General features: G+C 66.1%; 15 protein-coding genes. 3 read left to right on the top strand and 12 right to left on the bottom strand.

What is annotated here, in order from left to right:
• Window positions 1–47: 47 nt before the first annotated feature.
• From pdxJ to rpoE, 9 genes are all read right to left on the bottom strand, one after another.
• A complete protein-coding gene (gene pdxJ / locus QO259_RS07680) occupies window positions 48–842 on the bottom strand; it encodes a pyridoxine 5'-phosphate synthase (protein ID WP_285952378.1) in 795 nt (264 codons plus the stop codon).
• A gap of 112 nt (window positions 843–954) precedes the next feature.
• Window positions 955–1,662: a DNA repair protein RecO gene (gene recO, locus QO259_RS07675; RefSeq protein WP_207037260.1), complete on the bottom strand. Its 708-nt coding sequence runs from the start codon at window positions 1,660–1,662 to the stop codon at window positions 955–957.
• 9 nt (window positions 1,663–1,671) lie between these two features.
• Window positions 1,672–2,571 carry a GTPase Era gene (gene era / locus QO259_RS07670; protein ID WP_035470005.1) on the bottom strand — a complete coding sequence of 300 codons (900 nt, stop codon included), beginning with the start codon at window positions 2,569–2,571 and terminating at the stop codon, window positions 1,672–1,674.
• Window positions 2,568–3,263: a ribonuclease III gene (gene rnc, locus QO259_RS07665; protein WP_035470006.1), complete on the bottom strand. Its 696-nt coding sequence runs from the start codon at window positions 3,261–3,263 to the stop codon at window positions 2,568–2,570. The genes era and rnc overlap by 4 nt, the downstream gene beginning before the upstream one ends.
• 159 nt (window positions 3,264–3,422) lie before the next feature.
• Window positions 3,423–4,211: a signal peptidase I gene (gene lepB / locus QO259_RS07660; protein ID WP_207037262.1), complete on the bottom strand. Its 789-nt coding sequence runs from the start codon at window positions 4,209–4,211 to the stop codon at window positions 3,423–3,425.
• An 11-nt stretch (window positions 4,212–4,222) separates the two neighbouring features.
• Entirely contained in the window at window positions 4,223–6,040 is a 1,818-nt protein-coding gene (gene lepA, locus QO259_RS07655; RefSeq protein ID WP_285952377.1) for a translation elongation factor 4, read from the bottom strand.
• A 195-nt stretch (window positions 6,041–6,235) separates the two neighbouring features.
• The gene (locus QO259_RS07650) at window positions 6,236–7,660 is read right to left on the bottom strand and encodes a DegQ family serine endoprotease (RefSeq protein ID WP_285952376.1); all 1,425 of its coding nucleotides are present in this window, start codon (window positions 7,658–7,660) and stop codon (window positions 6,236–6,238) included.
• 322 nt (window positions 7,661–7,982) lie between these two features.
• Entirely contained in the window at window positions 7,983–8,726 is a 744-nt protein-coding gene (locus tag QO259_RS07645) for a sigma-E factor negative regulatory protein (RefSeq protein ID WP_285952375.1), read from the bottom strand.
• Between the two features lie 169 nt (window positions 8,727–8,895).
• Window positions 8,896–9,501: an RNA polymerase sigma factor RpoE gene (rpoE, locus tag QO259_RS07640; RefSeq protein WP_207037266.1), complete on the bottom strand. Its 606-nt coding sequence runs from the start codon at window positions 9,499–9,501 to the stop codon at window positions 8,896–8,898.
• 384 nt (window positions 9,502–9,885) lie between these two features.
• Here rpoE and QO259_RS07635 point away from each other — a divergent pair, with 384 nt between their 5' ends.
• Window positions 9,886–10,968, top strand: coding sequence for a 3-deoxy-7-phosphoheptulonate synthase (locus QO259_RS07635; protein ID WP_207037267.1), 1,083 nt, complete (start codon window positions 9,886–9,888; stop codon window positions 10,966–10,968).
• Window positions 10,969–11,152: 184 nt separating this feature from the next.
• On the opposite strand, the gene dinG is transcribed toward QO259_RS07635, so the two are convergent.
• Window positions 11,153–13,315 (bottom strand): ATP-dependent DNA helicase DinG, encoded by a 2,163-nt coding sequence (gene dinG / locus QO259_RS07630; RefSeq protein WP_285952374.1) that lies wholly within the window; start codon window positions 13,313–13,315, stop codon window positions 11,153–11,155.
• A gap of 83 nt (window positions 13,316–13,398) precedes the next feature.
• A complete protein-coding gene (locus tag QO259_RS07625; protein ID WP_233076378.1) occupies window positions 13,399–14,688 on the bottom strand; it encodes a DEAD/DEAH box helicase in 1,290 nt (429 codons plus the stop codon).
• Between the two features lie 294 nt (window positions 14,689–14,982).
• Here QO259_RS07625 and QO259_RS07620 point away from each other — a divergent pair, with 294 nt between their 5' ends.
• Both QO259_RS07620 and xthA read left to right on the top strand, forming a co-directional pair.
• On the top strand, window positions 14,983–15,219 hold the full coding sequence (locus tag QO259_RS07620; RefSeq protein WP_035470052.1) for a hypothetical protein: 237 nt from the start codon (window positions 14,983–14,985) through the stop codon (window positions 15,217–15,219).
• On the top strand, window positions 15,219–16,037 hold the full coding sequence (gene xthA / locus QO259_RS07615; protein WP_285952373.1) for an exodeoxyribonuclease III: 819 nt from the start codon (window positions 15,219–15,221) through the stop codon (window positions 16,035–16,037). The genes QO259_RS07620 and xthA overlap by 1 nt, the downstream gene beginning before the upstream one ends.
• Before the next feature lie 248 nt (window positions 16,038–16,285).
• Here xthA and QO259_RS07610 read toward each other — a convergent pair whose 3' ends face one another.
• Window positions 16,286–17,464, bottom strand: a complete 1,179-nt coding sequence (locus QO259_RS07610; protein ID WP_285952372.1) for a tetratricopeptide repeat protein — start codon at window positions 17,462–17,464, stop codon at window positions 16,286–16,288.
• Window positions 17,465–17,518: the final 54 nt, after the last annotated feature.

Raw genomic sequence — 17,518 nt, 5'->3', positions numbered from 1 at the left:
CGGCGCCCTGCGCACCAAACGGCCCTTATCGGGCGGGAACGCCTGCCTCAGTGAGCGTGGTCGTGGTCGTGGTCCTCATCATAGGACTCGAGCTGTGCCACCAGACCGGCCTCCTGGCCGGCGATCATCAGCCGCTTCATCTCCGCCACTGCCTCCTTGAGCCCCACGAACAGCGCGCGGGCGATGATGCTGTGGCCGATATTGAGCTCGTGGATGCCGGGAATCGCCGCGATCGCCTCGACATTGTGATAGTGCAGACCGTGGCCGGCGTTGACCACTAGCCCCAGTTCGCTGGCCAGCTCCGCCGCCGCGGCGAGACGCGCATACTCGACGCCGCGGGCATCACCCTGGGCTTCGGCGTAGGCACCGGTGTGCAGCTCGATCACCGGCGCCCCCACCGCCTGGGCGGCGGCGATCTGATCCGGTTCCGGGTCGATGAACAGCGACACCCGGCACCCCGCGGCGGCGAGCCGGCGGCAGGCGTCAGCGATCGCGTCGCGCCCGCCGATCACGTCGAGGCCGCCCTCGGTGGTCAGCTCCTCGCGCTTCTCCGGCACCAGGCACACATCCGCCGGGCGCAGGCGCTCGGCCAGCGCGATCATCTCTTCGGTGACCGCCATCTCGAGGTTCATGCGGGTATTGAGCACAGCCGCGATCAGCTCGACATCGCGCTCCTGAATATGTCGGCGATCCTCGCGCAGATGCAGCGTGATACCGTCGGTACCGGCCTCCTCGGCCAGTAGCGCCGCCTGCACCGGATCCGGGTAGCGGGTACCACGGGCCTGACGCAGGGTAGCGATATGATCGATATTGACGCCCAGTTGGATGCGGGTAGTGAGCATGGGGTAACTCCTGTGGTTAAGGCGTGGGGGTGCAGTCAAGGGGTGCGGCGAGCGGCGCGTTCGGCCAGCGCAAGGGGCACGCGGGGTCGGCGAACCAACGCCCACGAAAGAGTCAGGAGAGCCCGCGTCGGCGCTGGCTCAGGCGCTGCATCAGCTCGCGCGAGCGCAGCGGCTGCGGCCCCAGCAATGGCGCCAGCGCCGCCCGGGTCAGCGCCTTGCTGAGCCCGGCCAGACCGGGGGCGTCCCAGTCGCCGCGGGCGAGCAGCTTGAGCGTACGCCCGTCCCAGCCCGGCGCGTCCGCCGCCACCGGCGAGAAACGCCGGCTCGACGGGCTGTAGGTGTAGCGTGTGGCGGGGTCGAGCGCGCGCTCGTCGATATCGGCGAACACCGGCTCGGCGTCGAGCGTCTCGAGCAGGGTGATCTCCAGGCGGCGCAGCGCGGTGGCGCGCTCGGCGGGCCGGGTCAGTCGCTCCAGAGTCCAGGCGTAGATGGCGAAGACCTCGCCCACCGGCAGCCCCACCGGCAGCGAACGGGTCAGCAGTTCGTTGGCGTAGAGCCCGCACAGCAGCCCCTCGCCGGCCAGCAGCACGGCACTCTGGGTGGTCTCCATCATGCGTAGGCGCTTGAGGTCGCCCTCGCCGATCCAGGTGAGATGCAGCGGCGCGAACGGCTGCAGCTTGGCGCGGGACTTGCTGCCGGCACGCTGCACGCCCTGGGCCACGGCGCGGATGTGGCCATGTTCCAGGGTGAGCACGTCGACCAGCGCGCTGGTCTCGCGATAGGCGCGCTTGTGCAGCAGGTAGGCCGGCTGGGGTTGCATGCGCCTACCCTAGTCGAGGTCGTAGCCGAGACTCTTCAGCGCGCGGTCGTCGTCCGACCAGCCGCGCTTGACCTTGACCCACAGGTTGAGCATGACCTTGGCATCGAAAGCGCGCTCCATCTCCTGGCGCGCCTCGGTGCCGATCTTCTTGATCCGCTCGCCCTTGTCGCCGATCAGGATCTTCTTCTGGCCCTGACGCTCGACCAGGATCAAGGCGCTGATATGCACCACCCGGCCTTCGTCGCGAAACTCCTCGATCTCCACCGTCATCTGGTAGGGCAACTCGTCGCCGAGCTGGCGCATGACCTTCTCACGCACCAGCTCGGCGGCCAGGAAGCGCTGGCTCTTGTCGGTGATCTGGTCATCGGGGAAGTAGTGCATGCCTTCCGGCAAGCGCTTGGCCACCTCGGCCTCAAGCTCCGGCACGTTGGTGCCATGCTTGGCCGACAGCGGCAGGATCGCGGCGAAGTCGCGGCGCGCCGCCAGCGACTCCAGCCACGGCAGCAGCGAGGCCTTGTCCTCGAGCCAATCGACCTTGTTGACCGCCAGGATCACCGGCGCTTCGACGTGGACCAGCTTGTCGAGCACCACCTGGTCCTCGTCGGTCCAGCGGGTGCGGTCGACCAGGAACACCACGCAGTCGACGTCGCGCAGCGCCTGCGACGCCGCCTGGTTCATGAAGCGGTTGATCGCCTTGTTGCGATCCCGGGTCTGAAGGTGCATGCCGGGGGTGTCGACGTAGATGAACTGCGCCGTGTCGACGGTCTTGATCCCCATGATCTGGTGCCGCGTGGTCTGCGGCCGCCGTGAGGTGATCGAGACCTTCTGTCCCAGAATCCGGTTCATCAGGGTCGACTTGCCCACGTTGGGGCGCCCGACGATGGCCACGAAGCCGCAGGTCTCAGTCATCCGCGCTTGCTCTTGGTAGGTTCGAGTTTGGCCAGCGCGAGCTCCGCCGCCTGCTGCTCGGCGAGCCGCCGGCTGGTGCCTTCACCCAGGGTCGGCGATTCGCCGAGCATGGCGATATGGCACTCGACGCTGAAGGTCTGGGCATGCGCTTCGCCCTCCACCGAGGTCACCTCGTAGCGGGGCAGCGCCTGCTGGCGCGACTGCAGAAACTCCTGCAGCCGGGTCTTGGGGTCCTTCTGGGTGTTGTGCAGATCGATCGACTCGAGCCGAGTGCCGAACCACGCCAGCACGCGGCTGCGTGCCACATCCATGCCGGCGTCGAGATAGATCGCACCGATCACCGCCTCGAGCGCGTCCGCAAGGATCGAGTCGCGCCGGTGGCCGCCACTCTTCATCTCCCCGGAACCCAGCCGCAGGCAGGCGCCGAGATCGAACTCGCGCGCCACTTCGGCCAGCGTCTGGCCCTTGACCAGTCCGGCGCGCAGGCGCGAGAGCTGCCCTTCGCGCGCCGCCGGGAAGCGCTTGAACAGCGCCTCGCCGATCACGAAATTGACGATCGAGTCACCCAGGAACTCGAGCCGTTCGTTGTTGGCACCGCCGACACTGCGGTGCGTCAGAGCCAGCTCCAGCAGCGACGGGTCACGAAACTCGTGACCGATACGTCGCCGGAAGCCTTGCAGAGGATCACTCACGTCATTCCCATTTTCATTGTCCGACGCAAAGCGGGCGCGGGTAGCCCCGTCGCCCGCTGTGCGAGTGCATCGTGGTCGGGTCGTTGGTCGACCCGCCGTGGCGATACCGCGACTGCAGTGAACTCTAAAAGCTACCGCGGGCGGTTCGCGCTATGCGATTCAGTGTATCTGGCGCACCGTGCTGAAGCTAGGCAGACCGCCGTCCCAGTGCATCCACACCGCGAACGCCTTGCCCACGATATTGGCCTCCGGCACGAAGCCCCAGTAGCGGCTGTCGTTGGAGTGGTCGCGGTTGTCGCCCATCATGAAGTACTCATGATCGGGCACCACGATCTCGCGCATCTGCGGCCCCGGCATGCTCGGGTTGTTGTAGATGTCGTGCTCGACCTGCCCCAGTTGCTCGCGCAGCAGCTCTTCGCCGGGGGCCTGCGCCGGGTCGGCGTCGACCAGGGTCTTGGGTACCGGCTTGCCGTTGACGTAGAGCTGCTTGTTCTCGTAGCGAATGTGATCGCCCGGCAGCCCGATCACCCGCTTGATGAAGTTGACCGAGGGGTCTTCCGGGAAGCGGAAAACCATGACGTCGCCGCGTTGGGGTTCGCCGAGATCGGCGATCTCGGTGTTGATCACCGGCAGGCGCAGACCGTAGGCGAACTTGTTGACCAGGATGAAGTCACCGACCTTGAGGGTCGGGCGCATCGAACCCGAGGGGATCTGGAACGGCTCGACGACGAAGCTGCGCAGCACCAGCACGATCAAAAGCACCGGGAAGAACGAGCGCGCGTAGTCGATCGGCCACGGATCCTTGTAGGTCACCGCCTCGCTACTGCCCTTCTCTTCGGCGGCGGCGCGCTGACGCTGACGACGGGCACGGCGCCAGAAAAGACTATCGAGTAACCACACCAGCCCCGTGATGGCGACCGCCACCACCAGTAACAACGAAAAATCCATGAGACCGTTTCCTACTCATTCACTTTGAGAACGGCGAGGAACGCATCCTGGGGGATCTCCACACGCCCCACCTGCTTCATGCGTTTCTTACCGGCTTTCTGCTTCTCCAGCAGTTTCTTCTTGCGCGTGACATCGCCACCGTAGCACTTGGCGGTGACGTTCTTGCGCAGCGCCTTGACCGTGGAGCGCGCCACCACGTGGCCGCCGATCGCCGCCTGCACCGCGACATCGAACATCTGCCGCGGGATCAGCTCTTTCATCTTCTCGACCAGCACGCGGCCACGGGCGTGGGCGTGGTCACGATGGATGATCAGCGCCAGGGCATCGACGCGGTCGCCGTTGATAAGGATGTCCAGACGCACCAGCTTGGCCGGCTCGAAGCGCTCGAAGCTGTAATCGAGCGAGGCGTAGCCTTTGGAGATCGACTTGAGGCGATCGAAGAAGTCCATCACCACTTCCGCCATCGGCAGCTCGTAGACCAGCTGCATCTGGTTACCCAGTACCTGCATGTCGAGCTGCACGCCGCGCCGATTGACGCACTCGCTGATGACGTTGCCGACGAACTCCTGCGGCACCAGGATGTTGGCGCGCACGATCGGCTCGCGCATCTCGTCGACGTTACCCAGGTCGGGCAGCTTCGAAGGGTTAGAGATATAGACCAGCTCGCCGTCGTCCATCAGCAACTCGTAGATGACCGTCGGCGCCGTGGTCAGCAGATCGAGGTCGTACTCGCGCTCCAGCCGCTCCTGGATGATCTCCATGTGCAGCGTACCGAGGAAACCGACGCGGAAGCCGAAGCCCAGCGCGTCCGAGTTCTCGGGCACGTAGTCGAGCGAGGCGTCGTTGAGCGCGAGCTTCTCGAGGGCGTCGCGGAAGTCCTCGTAGTCGTCGGAGCTGACCGGGAACATGCCGGCGTAGACCTGCGGCTTGACCTTCTGGAAGCCGGGCAGCCGCGGTACGTCCTTGGTCTTGGCGTGGGTGATGGTGTCACCCACCGGCGCGCCGTGGATATCCTTGATACCGGCGATCACGAAGCCCACCTCGCCGGCGCGCAGGATCCCGGTGGAGTGCTGCTTGGGCGTGAAGAAGCCGATATCGGTCACTTCCCAATCGCGCCCGGTCGACTTCATGTGGATCTTGTCACCCTTCTTGAGGGTGCCATCGAACAGCCGCACCAGCGACACCACGCCCTGGTAGTTGTCGAACCAGGAGTCGATGATCAGCGCCTGCAGCTGACCCTCGCGGTCGCCCTTGGGCGGCGGGATGTCGCGCACCAGGCGCTCCAGCAGCTTGTCGATGTTGAGCCCGCTCTTGGCCGACACCTGCACCGCATCGTGGGCGTCGAGACCGATGATCTCCTCGATCTCGTGGGCCACCTTGTCCGGATCGGCCTGGGGCAGGTCCATCTTGTTGAGGACCGGCAGCACTTCCAGGTTCTGCTCGATCGCGGTGTAGCAGTTGGCCACCGACTGCGCCTCGACCCCCTGCGCGGCATCGACCACCAGCAGCGCACCCTCGCAGGCATAGAGCGAACGCGACACTTCGTAGGAGAAGTCGACGTGACCCGGGGTGTCGATGAAGTTGAGCTGGTAGGTATGACCATCCTCAGCCTGATAGTCGAGGGTCACCGACTGCGCCTTGATGGTGATGCCGCGCTCGCGCTCCAGATCCATCGAGTCGAGCACCTGCTCTTTCAATTCGCGCTCGCTCAACCCGCCGCACACCTGGATGATGCGGTCGGCCAGCGTGGACTTGCCGTGGTCGATATGGGCGATGATCGAGAAGTTGCGGATGTACTTGAGCTGTTCGTTGCTTGCGGCGTCTGCCATTGAGTCCTTACCAGTCGTTGTACGCGCAGAAGGTCGCGCCCCCGAAGGGTTACGCATTACGCGGTTGATGACGAAATGGCGGCATTGTACCGACATGGCTGTGCCAAGGACAGCGACCGCGTGCGCCGTTGCCGCGCCACACGCGACGAGCCCCGCCGGGGGCGGGGCTCGTCGGGCACATGCGCGGCTGGGGCGTCACTCTTTGCTGTCGTGAGCCTTGAGCCGCAGGGCGACGAACAGCGAGTTGCCGTCGCGTGAGATGCGCACCGGCACCGCACGATCTCCCTTGACCTGCTTGACCGCCTTGATCAGCGCATCCGCGCTATCCACCGGCTTCTGATCGAAGCTGACGATGACGTCGCCCGGCTGGATACCGGCGGCGGCCGCCGCACCGCGCGGATCGACTCGACGCACCAGGACACCGCTGTCGACCTCGAGCTGCTGCTTCTCCTGGGCGCTCAGATCGCTGATGGCGATACCCAGCTTGGTCTGGTCGTTGGTCGACGGGCCGCCGGACGAGCCATCGGCGCTCAGCGAGTCGGGCCAGTCGCCCACGGTGACGTCGATGTTGCGGGTGTCGCCGTCACGCAGGACCTTGAGCTTGATCGTTGCGCCCGGGGCGAACTTGCCGATGATACGCGGCAGCGTGGTGGAGTCGTCGACGGCATCCCCGTTGACGCTCAAGATCACGTCGCCAGCCTTGAGTCCGGCTTTCTTGGCCGGGCTGTCATCGCTGACGTCGGAGACCAGCGCGCCCTTGGTGTCGTCGAGCCCGAACGACTCGGCCAGATCCTTCGACACCGGCTGGATCACCACGCCCAGCCAGCCGCGGCTGACGTGGCCTTCGGTGCGCAGCTGATCGGCGACGTTCATCGCCACGCTGATCGGGATAGCGAAGGAGAGTCCCATGAAGCCGCCACTGCGGGTATAGATCTGGGAGTTGATGCCCACCACCTGGCCATCCAGGTTGAACAGCGGACCACCGGAGTTGCCCGGGTTGATGGCGACGTCGGTCTGGATGAACGGCACATAGGTGTCGCTGGGCAGGGTACGGTTGATGGCACTGACGATACCCGCGGTGACCGAGTGGTCGAAACCGAACGGCGAGCCGATCGCCGCCACCCACTCGCCGACCTGAAGATCATCGGAGTTGCCGATCTTGAGCGTCGGCAGGTCCTTGGCATCGACCTTGAGCAGCGCCACATCGGTGCGCGGATCGGAGCCCACCAGCTTGGCCGGCAGTTCACGCCGATCGTTCAGGCGCACCATGATCTCGTCGGCGTTCTTGACCACGTGGGCATTGGTCAGAATGTAGCCATCGGAGCGAATGATGAAGCCCGAACCGAGCGACTTGCGCTCCTCTTCTGCTCCCGGCGCGCCGGGCATCGGTGGCATCTGGTCGCCGAAGAAGCGGCGGAAGATATCGGGAACATCCTGCTGCCCGAAGGGATCATCGGCGGCACTGACCGTGCTGGTCGTGGAGATGTTGACCACGCCCGGCGCCGCCTGCTTGACCAGCGCGGTGAAGTCCGGCAGATCACTGGCACGAGCTATCTGTGTCGACAGCAGCGCCATCATCAGCACCAGCCAGGGAGCGAACCATCTTGTCATACGTTCCATTAAACACTCCTAACACCATGAAGACTCGTCGCGAGCCATACGTTTGCGATGGCCGGCCCCGGCGAGAGATAACGCGGTCACAATGAACCCCGCCCAGGACACGGCGCCGGTGGCTTCATGCCGCCGCCACCCTCTTCATTGATGCGGAAAAAGCCGAAGAGTTCAACGAGATGTAAAGATTCTTTACCGCCGCGGCGTGCGCCGGTTGCCGATGGGAGGGGAAGATATCCGGCAGCGTAAGGGCTCGCGCCCGCGACTTGGAAACGCGCGGGGCGCGGCCGTCATGCGACGGCCGCGCCCCGTTGGCGCCGAAAGCCTCGCCTTAGCGCGTGGCAGAGGCGTCGATCGCGTGAAGCTGGCTGGCGTAGTTGCCGGAGCCGTGCAGCAACCCCAGGTCACCGTTACCTAGGGTGCGTCGCGCCAGGTAGGACTGCAGCGAAGCGCCCTGCTCCTGATCCAGGCCAGCGTCGCCGCTGGCGCTGAACAGCGGCAGCATGACGTCATCACCAATGGTCATCAGCCCGCGCTGCTCGCCACCGCCAGTGCCGGCGCCTGCCATCGAGAAGATCGGCATGCCGCTGGAGGCCGGCGCGCGCATCGATGCCGGAATCACGCCACTTTCACCGCCGCCGGAAGGAAGCGCGAAAGCGGGCTGCGCGCCAGCCGCCGGCGTGAGCGACTCACCGCTGGAAGCGATGTCGGCCGGTACGGCGGCATCACCGCCGAAGCCGTTGTAGACCTGCACGCCAGTGATCACCATCAGCGAGACCGCCGCGGCCACCGCCGCACCGCCCATGAAGGAGAACGAGTGACGGCGAGACGCCGTCGGCGTCTCGGCCACACCGGGGGCCGGCTCATCGGCGATCGCCGCCATCACGTCAGCGGAGATATCGATATCCACCACCGCCTCGCGTTCGCGCTGCATCATGCTGCGCGCCAGATGGTAGCGCCGCCAGGTGTCCGCCTCGCCGGAAGCCGTCTCCATCTGCTTGAAGACGCGCCGGAGATCGAACTCGTCGCCCTCGTCGTCCATCAACGCGGAAAACGACTCTCGTAACTGCTTCATAGTCACACCCTCACACTCGGCCAGTGCCTTGCCCGTGATCGCCGCCGGCAGCGTCGCCGGGCAACGACATCAGTGTCTCTTTCACACTCTATGACGCCGCAGGCGCACGACAGTTCATTTTCGATTCATGTTTATTTGCAGATCGAATACGTCGCCCGCTGCACACGCCTCAGCCGTCATTGGCGACACTGGAATCCCCCCGCTCCAGCAGCGGCTGGATATGCCTGTCGACCGCCTCCCGCGCGCGAAAGATACGCGAGCGCACGGTACCCACCGGACACTCCATGATGGTGGCGATATCCTCATAGGAGAGCCCGTCGAACTCGCGCAGGGTGATCGCCGTGCGCAGATCGTCGGGTAGATTGTCGATCGCCGCGAAGACCGCCGACTCGAGCTGATCGCGGGCAATCGACGCTTCGGGAGACTCGATGTCAGAGAGCCGCCCGCTCTGGTCGACCACCTCGGCATCGGCGATGTCGAGATCGCTGCCCGGCGGGCGCCGGCCGCGGGAGACCAGGTAGTTCTTGGCCGTGTTGATGGCAATACGGTACATCCAGGTATAGAAGGCGCTTTCGGCTCGGAAGCTGCCGAGGGCCCGATAGGCCTTGATGAAGGCCTCCTGGGCCACGTCCTGGACTTCGGCATGGTCCTGTACGTAGCGGCCGATGAGCCCCAGAATCTTGTGCTGATACTTCTTGACCAGAAGATCGAAGGCCCGGGTATCTCCCTTCTGGGCGCGCTCGACCAGCTGCTGATCGGTCTCTCTGGCACCCATTCAGGCACTCCACCGGTTCATGGGCGCGGCGCATCGGGGAACCAGCGGGTGACGATCGGGATATGACGGTGACAATACGCTCATGATTCAACCTGGAGCCGTGGGACTCGCGATTCAGTGACAGGCGTGCAACTTATAACAGAACCCCGGCATTTAACAGAAAGCAGGAGGCGGCACGCGGTGAAAGCCTGCCAGTCTTGCCGTTTTGGCGCCCGCCATCAAGTCGTCGACGGCCGTATCGCCCGCCTTTACGGCCTGCGGAAAGTTGATTTTTGTCCTTCCAAGCCGCCATAGTACGCGCTCTACACGCAGACGCGCGTCGCTCGACGGCGCCATCTCCCACGCGTCCACGCGCGAACCATCGCAGATTTCAACGGGCCCAGCATGTCGGAACAGCAGGTCAACAATCTCAACGTCCTGGCGCAGGACGTTCTGATATCTCCCGAAGTGCTCAAGCAGCACATCCCGCTCAGCGAAGCCGCCGAGCGCACGGTCATCGAAGGCCGCCAGACCATCCAGCGCATCCTCGACCGCGAGGACCCGCGCTTGTTGGTGGTGATCGGCCCCTGCTCGATCCACGACCCCGAGGCCGCCCGCGACTATGCCCGGCGCCTGCGTAAGCTGGCCGATGCGGTGAGCGACAGCCTCTATATCGTGATGCGCGTCTACTTCGAGAAGCCGCGCACCACGGTGGGCTGGAAGGGCCTGATCAACGACCCCCATCTCAACGACTCGTTCGAGATCGAAGAGGGGCTGCACATCGCCCGCCGCCTGCTGGTGGATCTGGCCGAGATCGGCCTGCCACTGGCCACGGAAGCACTCGACCCGATCTCGCCGCAGTATCTGCAGGACTGCATCAGTTGGTCGGCGATCGGCGCCCGCACTACCGAATCCCAGACCCATCGCGAGATGGCCTCGGGGCTCTCCGGCCCGGTCGGCTTCAAGAACGGCACCGACGGCAGTCTGGACGTGGCGGTCAACGCGCTGCAGTCGGTGGCCAGCCCGCACAACTTCCTGGGCATCGATCAGGCCGGCAAGGTCGCGGTGATCCGTACCCGCGGCAACGCCTACGGCCATGTGGTCCTGCGCGGCGGCAACGGCAAACCCAACTACGACAGCGTCAGCGTCACCCTGGCAGAGCAGGAGCTGGCCAAGGCCGGTCTCAAGGCCAATCTGATGGTCGACTGCTCCCACGCCAACTCCAACAAGGACCCGGCACTGCAGCCGTTGGTGATGGAGAACGTGACCCACCAGATCCTCGATGGCAATCGCTCGATCATCGGCCTGATGATCGAGTCCAACATCGGCTGGGGGGCGCAGAAGATTCCCGCCGACCGCAGCCAGCTCGAGTATGGCGTGTCGATCACCGATGCCTGCATCGACTGGCCCACCACCGAGCGCAGCCTGACCCAGATGGCCGAGCAGCTTGCGCCGACGCTCAAGGCGCGACTCGCGCCCGAAAGCTGAAAAGCCCGGTTCTGACATGCCGACGCCCGCTGATCACAGCGGGCGTTGGCGTTTCAGGGTATCGAAAAGCGGGTTCCAGAGCCTCGAAATCCAGAGCCCCGAAATCCAGAGCCTCGAAAAAAATGGTCTTCGGGGCAGCGAAAAGTGAACGGCGCTGCGCAGACTGGCGCCAGCAACTGCCGGATCAGGAGGTTTCCCTGACCACCCCCTCGATCTCGCGCCGGAACGGCGGCAGCGCATCCAGCAGCGCCTTGCCGTAACGTCGGGTCAGCACCCGGCGGTCGAGCAGCGAGATACGCCCGCTGTCATTCTCCTTGCGAATCAGCCGACCGCAGGCCTGGACCAGCTTGATCGAGGCGTCCGGCACCGAGATGCGCATGAACGGATTGCCCCCCTGGCTCTCGATCCACTCCGCCAGCGTCGCCCCCACCGGATCGTCCGGTACCGAAAACGGCAGCCGCGTGATCACCACATGGGTGAGATAGCGCCCCGGCAGATCGATCCCCTCGGCGAAGCTCGCCAGTCCGAAGATCAGACTACCCTGCCCCGCATCCACTGCCTTGCGATGGCGCTCGAGCAGCTCGCGCTTGGGCAGGCGGTCCTGGGACAGCAGGCGCGACGCCCAGGGTTCGGCGAGCGCCTCGGCGACGCTCTTGAGCTGCTTGCGCGACGAAAACAGCACCAGGATCGCCTCGTCGTCCTCGCGCCCCTCGATGAACTGCACGATGGCGCGGTCGTGGGCCACCGGATCGCCGGGCTCCACCGCCTCGCGCGGCACGCTGAGGGTGGCGCGGGAGTAGTCGAACGGACTCGGCAGGCGCTGATAGCGGTAGCGATTGGCCAGGCCGGCACGCTCCTGAAGACGTTCGAAACGGTTGAGCGCGGTCAGCGTGGCCGAAGTCACCACCGCCCCGTAGCAGGTTCCCCACAGGTGGCGCGCCAGGGTCTCGGCGGCGGAGACCGGGCTGGCCGAAAAGGTCAGCTCGGGCTCGCTGCCGAAGCGCTCGAAGGTGAGCCAGCGCGCCTGGGGCTTCTGATCCGGCGGGTCCTCACTGGCCATGGCCTGCCACAGCGCGTGGGCATCCAGCGCGCGCCCGTGGAGCAAGGCACTCAGCGGCAGCCAGGGTTCGGCCTGCTCGCGGGGAAGCCCGGTGGACTTGTCCGGGTCCAGGCTCTCGCGCAGGATCTCGGTCATCGTCTCCAGGTCGCGCGCCAGCGCCGCGAAGGGAATCACCAACTGCTGCGCCAGCGCCACCAGCGGTGCCGGCGCGCGGCCGTTGACGAAGCGGTGATGCCGGGTCTCGTCCCCGGCGCCCTGCTCGTCCCCGGCGCCCTGCTCGAGCCCGGCGATCTGATGGCCCATGGCGTAGGCCTCGCCCAGACTCGGCTCGAGCGCTGCGATGCGCTCGGGAAAGGCCGCCAGCAGACGCGCCAGCGTGGGCTGGGCGGCGAGCGCGGTATTCAGTTCGGTGAGCGACTTCTTCAGCGTGCGCAGCCAGCGCAGGGTGCCATTGACGGCGAAGCGATGGTGAAAGTGATCCAGCGCCTTGTCCGGAAGATGGTGCCCCTCGTCGAAGATGTAGATGCACTCCTTCGGCGGCGGCAGCACCATGCCGCCACCGAGGGCCAGATCCGCCAGCACCAGATCGTGGTTGGCGACCACGATGTCGGCCTGCTCCAGATTCCGCCGCGAGCGGAAGTAGGCACAGGCGCCAAAATGACCGCAGCGACGGTTGGTGCACTGGCGATGGTCGACGGTCAGGCGGCGCCAGTCGCGGTCATCGATCGCCACCGGCCAGCTGTCGCGGTCGCCCTCCCACTTGCCCGAGGCGTAGGTGTCGGCCATCTCCTGGATGAGCTGCGGGAAGTCGCCACCGGCATCGGTAGCGATGGTCTGCTCGAACAGCGACAGCGTGGGATTGGGCTCGCTGCCCTCCAGCGCCTGGTCGAGCTTGGCGACGCACAGATAGCGCCCGCGCCCCTTGGCCAGGGCGTAGTCGAAATCGAGCCCGCTATGCTCGCGCAGCCGCGGCAGATCCTGATTGAGCACCTGCTCCTGCAGCGCCACCGTCGCGGTCGCCACCACCAGCCGCTTGCCGCGCGCCTTGGCCACCGGCAACGCCGCCAGCAGATAGGCCAGTGTCTTGCCGGTGCCGGTACCCGCCTCGAGCACGCAGACGTGCTCCTGAGAGGTACGCCGCCCCTGATCGTCGTGCTCGATCCCGGCCAGGGTGCGCGCGATCTCTGCGATCATCAGCCGCTGGCCATAGCGCGGCGTGAGTTCAAGACCCTCGAGCGTACGTCGGTAGGCGTCCTGAATCTCCTGCTTGAGCGTCTCGTCGAGCATGCGGGTTCCGGGCGAGCCGGCCTGTGTGGGGAAGGCAGGGTGACCGCTCAAGGGGATGAGCGGTCGGTTCGGGGTCGCTCAGCTCAGACGAGCATCGACTCCGGCGGCTGCTCGCACGGCAGCTTGTCCTTGATATAAGCCTCGATCTCGGGCAGCGAGAACGCGTCCTCCTCGCCGACGAAACTGATCGAGACCCCCTTGGCGCCGGCGCGACCGGTACGACCGATACGGTGCACGTAGTCTTCCGGGTCCTCGGGCAGGGTGTAGTTGACCACGTGGCTGACATCCTCGATATGAATGCCGCGCCCGGCGACATCGGTCGCCACCAGCACCTGGATCTCACCCTCGCGGAACTTCTCGAGCGTGCTGATACGCTGATTCTGCGGCACGTCGCCGGAGAGCATCGCTACGTTGATGCCCGCCTCGCGCAGCAGTCCATCGAGCTCACGCACCAGATCGCGGCGGTTGCCGAAGACGATCACGCGCTCCATCGACTCCTGCTTGAGCAGGTTGATCAGCAGCCGGCGCTTGTCACTGTCGCTGACCAGATAGACGCGCTGATCGATGTTGGCGGCGTTCTCGGTGGTCACCTCGATCTCGACGTGGGCCGGATTGTGGGTCCACTGCTCGGACAGGTTGAGAATATCCGGGGTAAAGGTCGCCGAGAACAGGAAGGTCTGGCGCTCTTCACGCTTGGGCGTGTAGCGGATGATGCGCTTGACGTCGGGGATGAAACCCATCGACAGCATGCGATCCGCTTCATCGAGCACCAGCACCTCGACCTGGGAGAGATCGATGTCGCGCTTCTGCTGGAAGTCCAGCAGCCGGCCCGGCGTGGCCACCAGGATGTCCAGGTTCTTGCCCAACTGCTCGCGCTGCTTCTGGTAATCCATGCCACCGACCACGCTGGCCACGTTGAGCGTGGTGAAGCGCGCCAGCGCCTTGGCGTCCTTCTCGATCTGCAGCGCCAGCTCGCGGGTGGGGGCGACGACCAGTGCCCGCGGCGTCCCCGGCTTCTGGCCGTCCGGCGCCTCCTCCTCGAGGAAATAGGCGAGCATCGAGATCAGAAACGCGGCCGTCTTGCCGGTACCGGTCTGCGCCTTGCCCACCACGTCGCCGCCTAGCAGCGTGTGCATCAGCGCTTCGGCCTGGATCGGGGTGCAGTACTCGAACCCCTCGGCGTGGATGGCGCGCATCAGCGCCAGCGGCAGATCGAAATCGTGGAACCGCCAGCGGCCGGCCACGGGCGCGACCGGAAACTGATCCAGCGACCAGCCGTTGGCGTTGCGCGACTGCGATTTACGAGGCTTGCGTCGACGCCGCTTGGGTCTGCGGTTCTGTGCCGGTGCCTGGGTGTTGTCCGACTCACTCATAGTTATGACGAATGTCCGAATTCGATTGACGGTGAAGCCCGCGCGGGTACGGAGAGCCGCCGAAGCAGTGCTGGCGCTCGATCCGACACCACCGCCTGGTGCCGCCGCTGGCGGCAGGCCAAGGCCCGGCGTCGGCGCGGGCAAGCCCCTAGTGTACCAGCCTGGGTGCGTGACGTCGCCAGCCGGGCGGCGAGCCCGGCCTGTCAGCCGCGTTGGGGCCTGTTAGAATGGGTGGCATGAGACGACAACGCCCCGGCACTCAGGCCGCGGGCGCCGCTAGCAAAGGCCGCGTGAATGACTCGCAGAAAGAAGACCCGCTCCCTGGCCGACAAGGTCAGCATCCGCACCGGTAAGCGCAAGGACTATCGTCGTTGGCGCCACGAGAACCCTGACGAGGTCACCTCCTCGCGCCGTTACGTGTCCAAGAAGGACCAGCAGCGCAAGGCCCAGGCCGAGCGCAAGCTGAAGCGCCAGAGCGTGGCGCCGCTGCCACTGCATAAAGCCGACAACAGCGATAAGGATACCGACTGATGCGCCTGGTCTCGTTCAACATCAACGGCATTCGCGCTCGCCTGCATCAGCTGGAGGCGCTGGTCGAGGCCCACGATCCGGACGTGATCGGGCTGCAGGAGACCAAGGTCCAGGACAGCGAGTTTCCGCGCGAGGCAGTCGAGGCGCTCGGTTATCACGTCCACATCCACGGCCAGAAGGGACACTACGGGGTCGCGTTGATGACCAAGGCGCGCCCGGAACAGGTCCACTACGGCCTGCCCGACGACCCGGAGGACGCTCAGCGGCGACTGATCGGTGCCACGCTGACGGGCCCCGACGGCCGCCCGCTGACGGTGTGGAACGGCTACTTCCCGCAGGGCGAAAACGTCGCGCACCCGACCAAGTTCCCGCACAAGCGCGCCTTCTATGCCGGGCTCAGCGCCTTGCTCGAGGCGCGCCACGACCCCGCCGAGCGCCTGGCCATCATGGGCGACTTCAATATTTCACCGCAGGATATCGACATCGGTATCGGCGAGGAGAACCGCAAGCGCTGGCTGCGCGAAGGCAAGACCAGCTTCCAGCCGGAAGAGCGTGAATGGCTCGAGCGGCTCAAGGCGTGGGGGCTGAAGGATAGCTATCGCCTGTGTCACCCGGACAGCAGCGAGCTGTTCAGCTGGTTCGACTACCGCTCCAAGGGGTTTGATCGCGAGCCCAAGCGGGGTCTGCGTATCGATTACATCCTGGTCACCGACCCGCTGGCCGAAGCTACCCGCGCCGCCGGCGTCGACTACGCGCTGCGCGGCATGGAGAAACCCTCGGATCACGCCCCGGTGTGGAGCGACTTCACGCTCGAGTGAGCGCCTAGGGAAGCGTTGAATAAATCGCCGAACGAGATGAAGGGCAAGGCGCACGGAACGCAGACTCGAAGCAGCGCGTAGAGAACGCCCGTAGGGCGGCCCGTCAGGGCAAGTTGCCGAAGGCAACGCGTCACGCGAGACATAACATGGGGTTAGGCGAGCCTTCGACCGGGCTGGCGTCCCAGTACCGCGCAACGTAGTCATGCGCTGGGGAGGCCGAGTCCGTGCAGGCATTTATGCAGGGGTTCCTAGCCTTGGCCCAGCGACACCAGCCAAGCCTGGGCCTGGCTCTCCCCTGCCGCCGCCGCCCGCTTCAACGCCCGGCGCGCCAGTTCAGGGCGCTGCAGCTGGACCGCGGCAACGCCCATCAGTAGCCAGTCGCGCCCCTGGGCAGCCTGCCCCGACGCATCACTACTCCCAGTCTTCTGCGCAGCTTCGTTCCGGTCGACTTGGTTTCGGTCGACTTTATTCCGGTCAACGTCGTCGGCGGGCACGATATGACCCAGGGCGTCGAGCACCACCTGCCACTCGCCCCAGGCATAGGCGGCCTCGGCCAGTTGGCGCCAGTCCGCCACGTTCTCAGTCCGATTGGCCAGCTCGCGCCACGCCGCCAGGGCCTTGTCATGTTCGCGCGCTGCACTCCACGCCTGCGCCTGCAGGCGTAGATTGGCCTCGGAACGTGGCAGCTCGCCGTCCGCCAGCCAGCGCGCCAGATACTCCCCCGCGCGAGCGGGTGTTCCACCGGCGATATGCAGCTCGGCCAGTTGCACCAGATCCTGCGGCCGGGTCAGCACGCCGCGACGCCAGCCGCTCTCCCAGATCGCCGCCGCGCGCCCGGGGTCGCCTGCCCGCTGCGCCAGCCCGGCCGCGCGCCGCCACACCTGCGGCGAATCGGCATCGTCACCCAGCAGTGTCAGGGCGTCATCGAAACGCCCACTGCGCTGATAGACCGTGCTGGCGAGCCGGCGCTGCTCGGCATCCCAGGAGGCGCTGCCCGATTCGCGCAGGCGATCGAGAGAGTTTGCTGCCGCCTGCCACTCGCCGAGGGCAGCGCGCGTTTGCACCAGCAACCAGCGCGACTCGGCGTCGCCGCCGCTGGCCTCGACCCAGCGCGTGAGCAGATCAGCCCCGCGCTCGCGCTGCCCGGCGGCGAGACGCAGCTGCGCCTCCTGGCGCAGCCAGGCCAGCCGCCGTGGCGCCGGCACCTCATCGATAGCGCGCGCCGTGGCCAGGCGCTGCGCCGCGGCGGCGCTCTTCCCCTGGCGAGCCAGAGCGCTGGCTTCGAGCTGCAGAAACAGCGCCCGGGCCCAGCGATCGGCGGCATTACCGCCATCGAGACGCGCCGCGGCGGCCTCGGCCCGCGACGCCACCGCGGCGTTGTCGCCCGCGGCCAACTGCTGCTGCAGCGACTCGAGCGAAGCAATCATGCTGGAACGCAAGGCCGGCCCTTCGGCCATCACCGGCGTGGTCACCAGTAACGC

The sequence above is a fragment of the Salinicola sp. JS01 genome, from assembly GCF_030284585.1.
In the GTDB taxonomy this organism is placed as follows: domain Bacteria; phylum Pseudomonadota; class Gammaproteobacteria; order Pseudomonadales; family Halomonadaceae; genus Salinicola.
The sequence above is the reverse complement of the archived record's forward strand: the minus strand, read 5'-3'. Positions and strand labels throughout refer to the sequence as shown.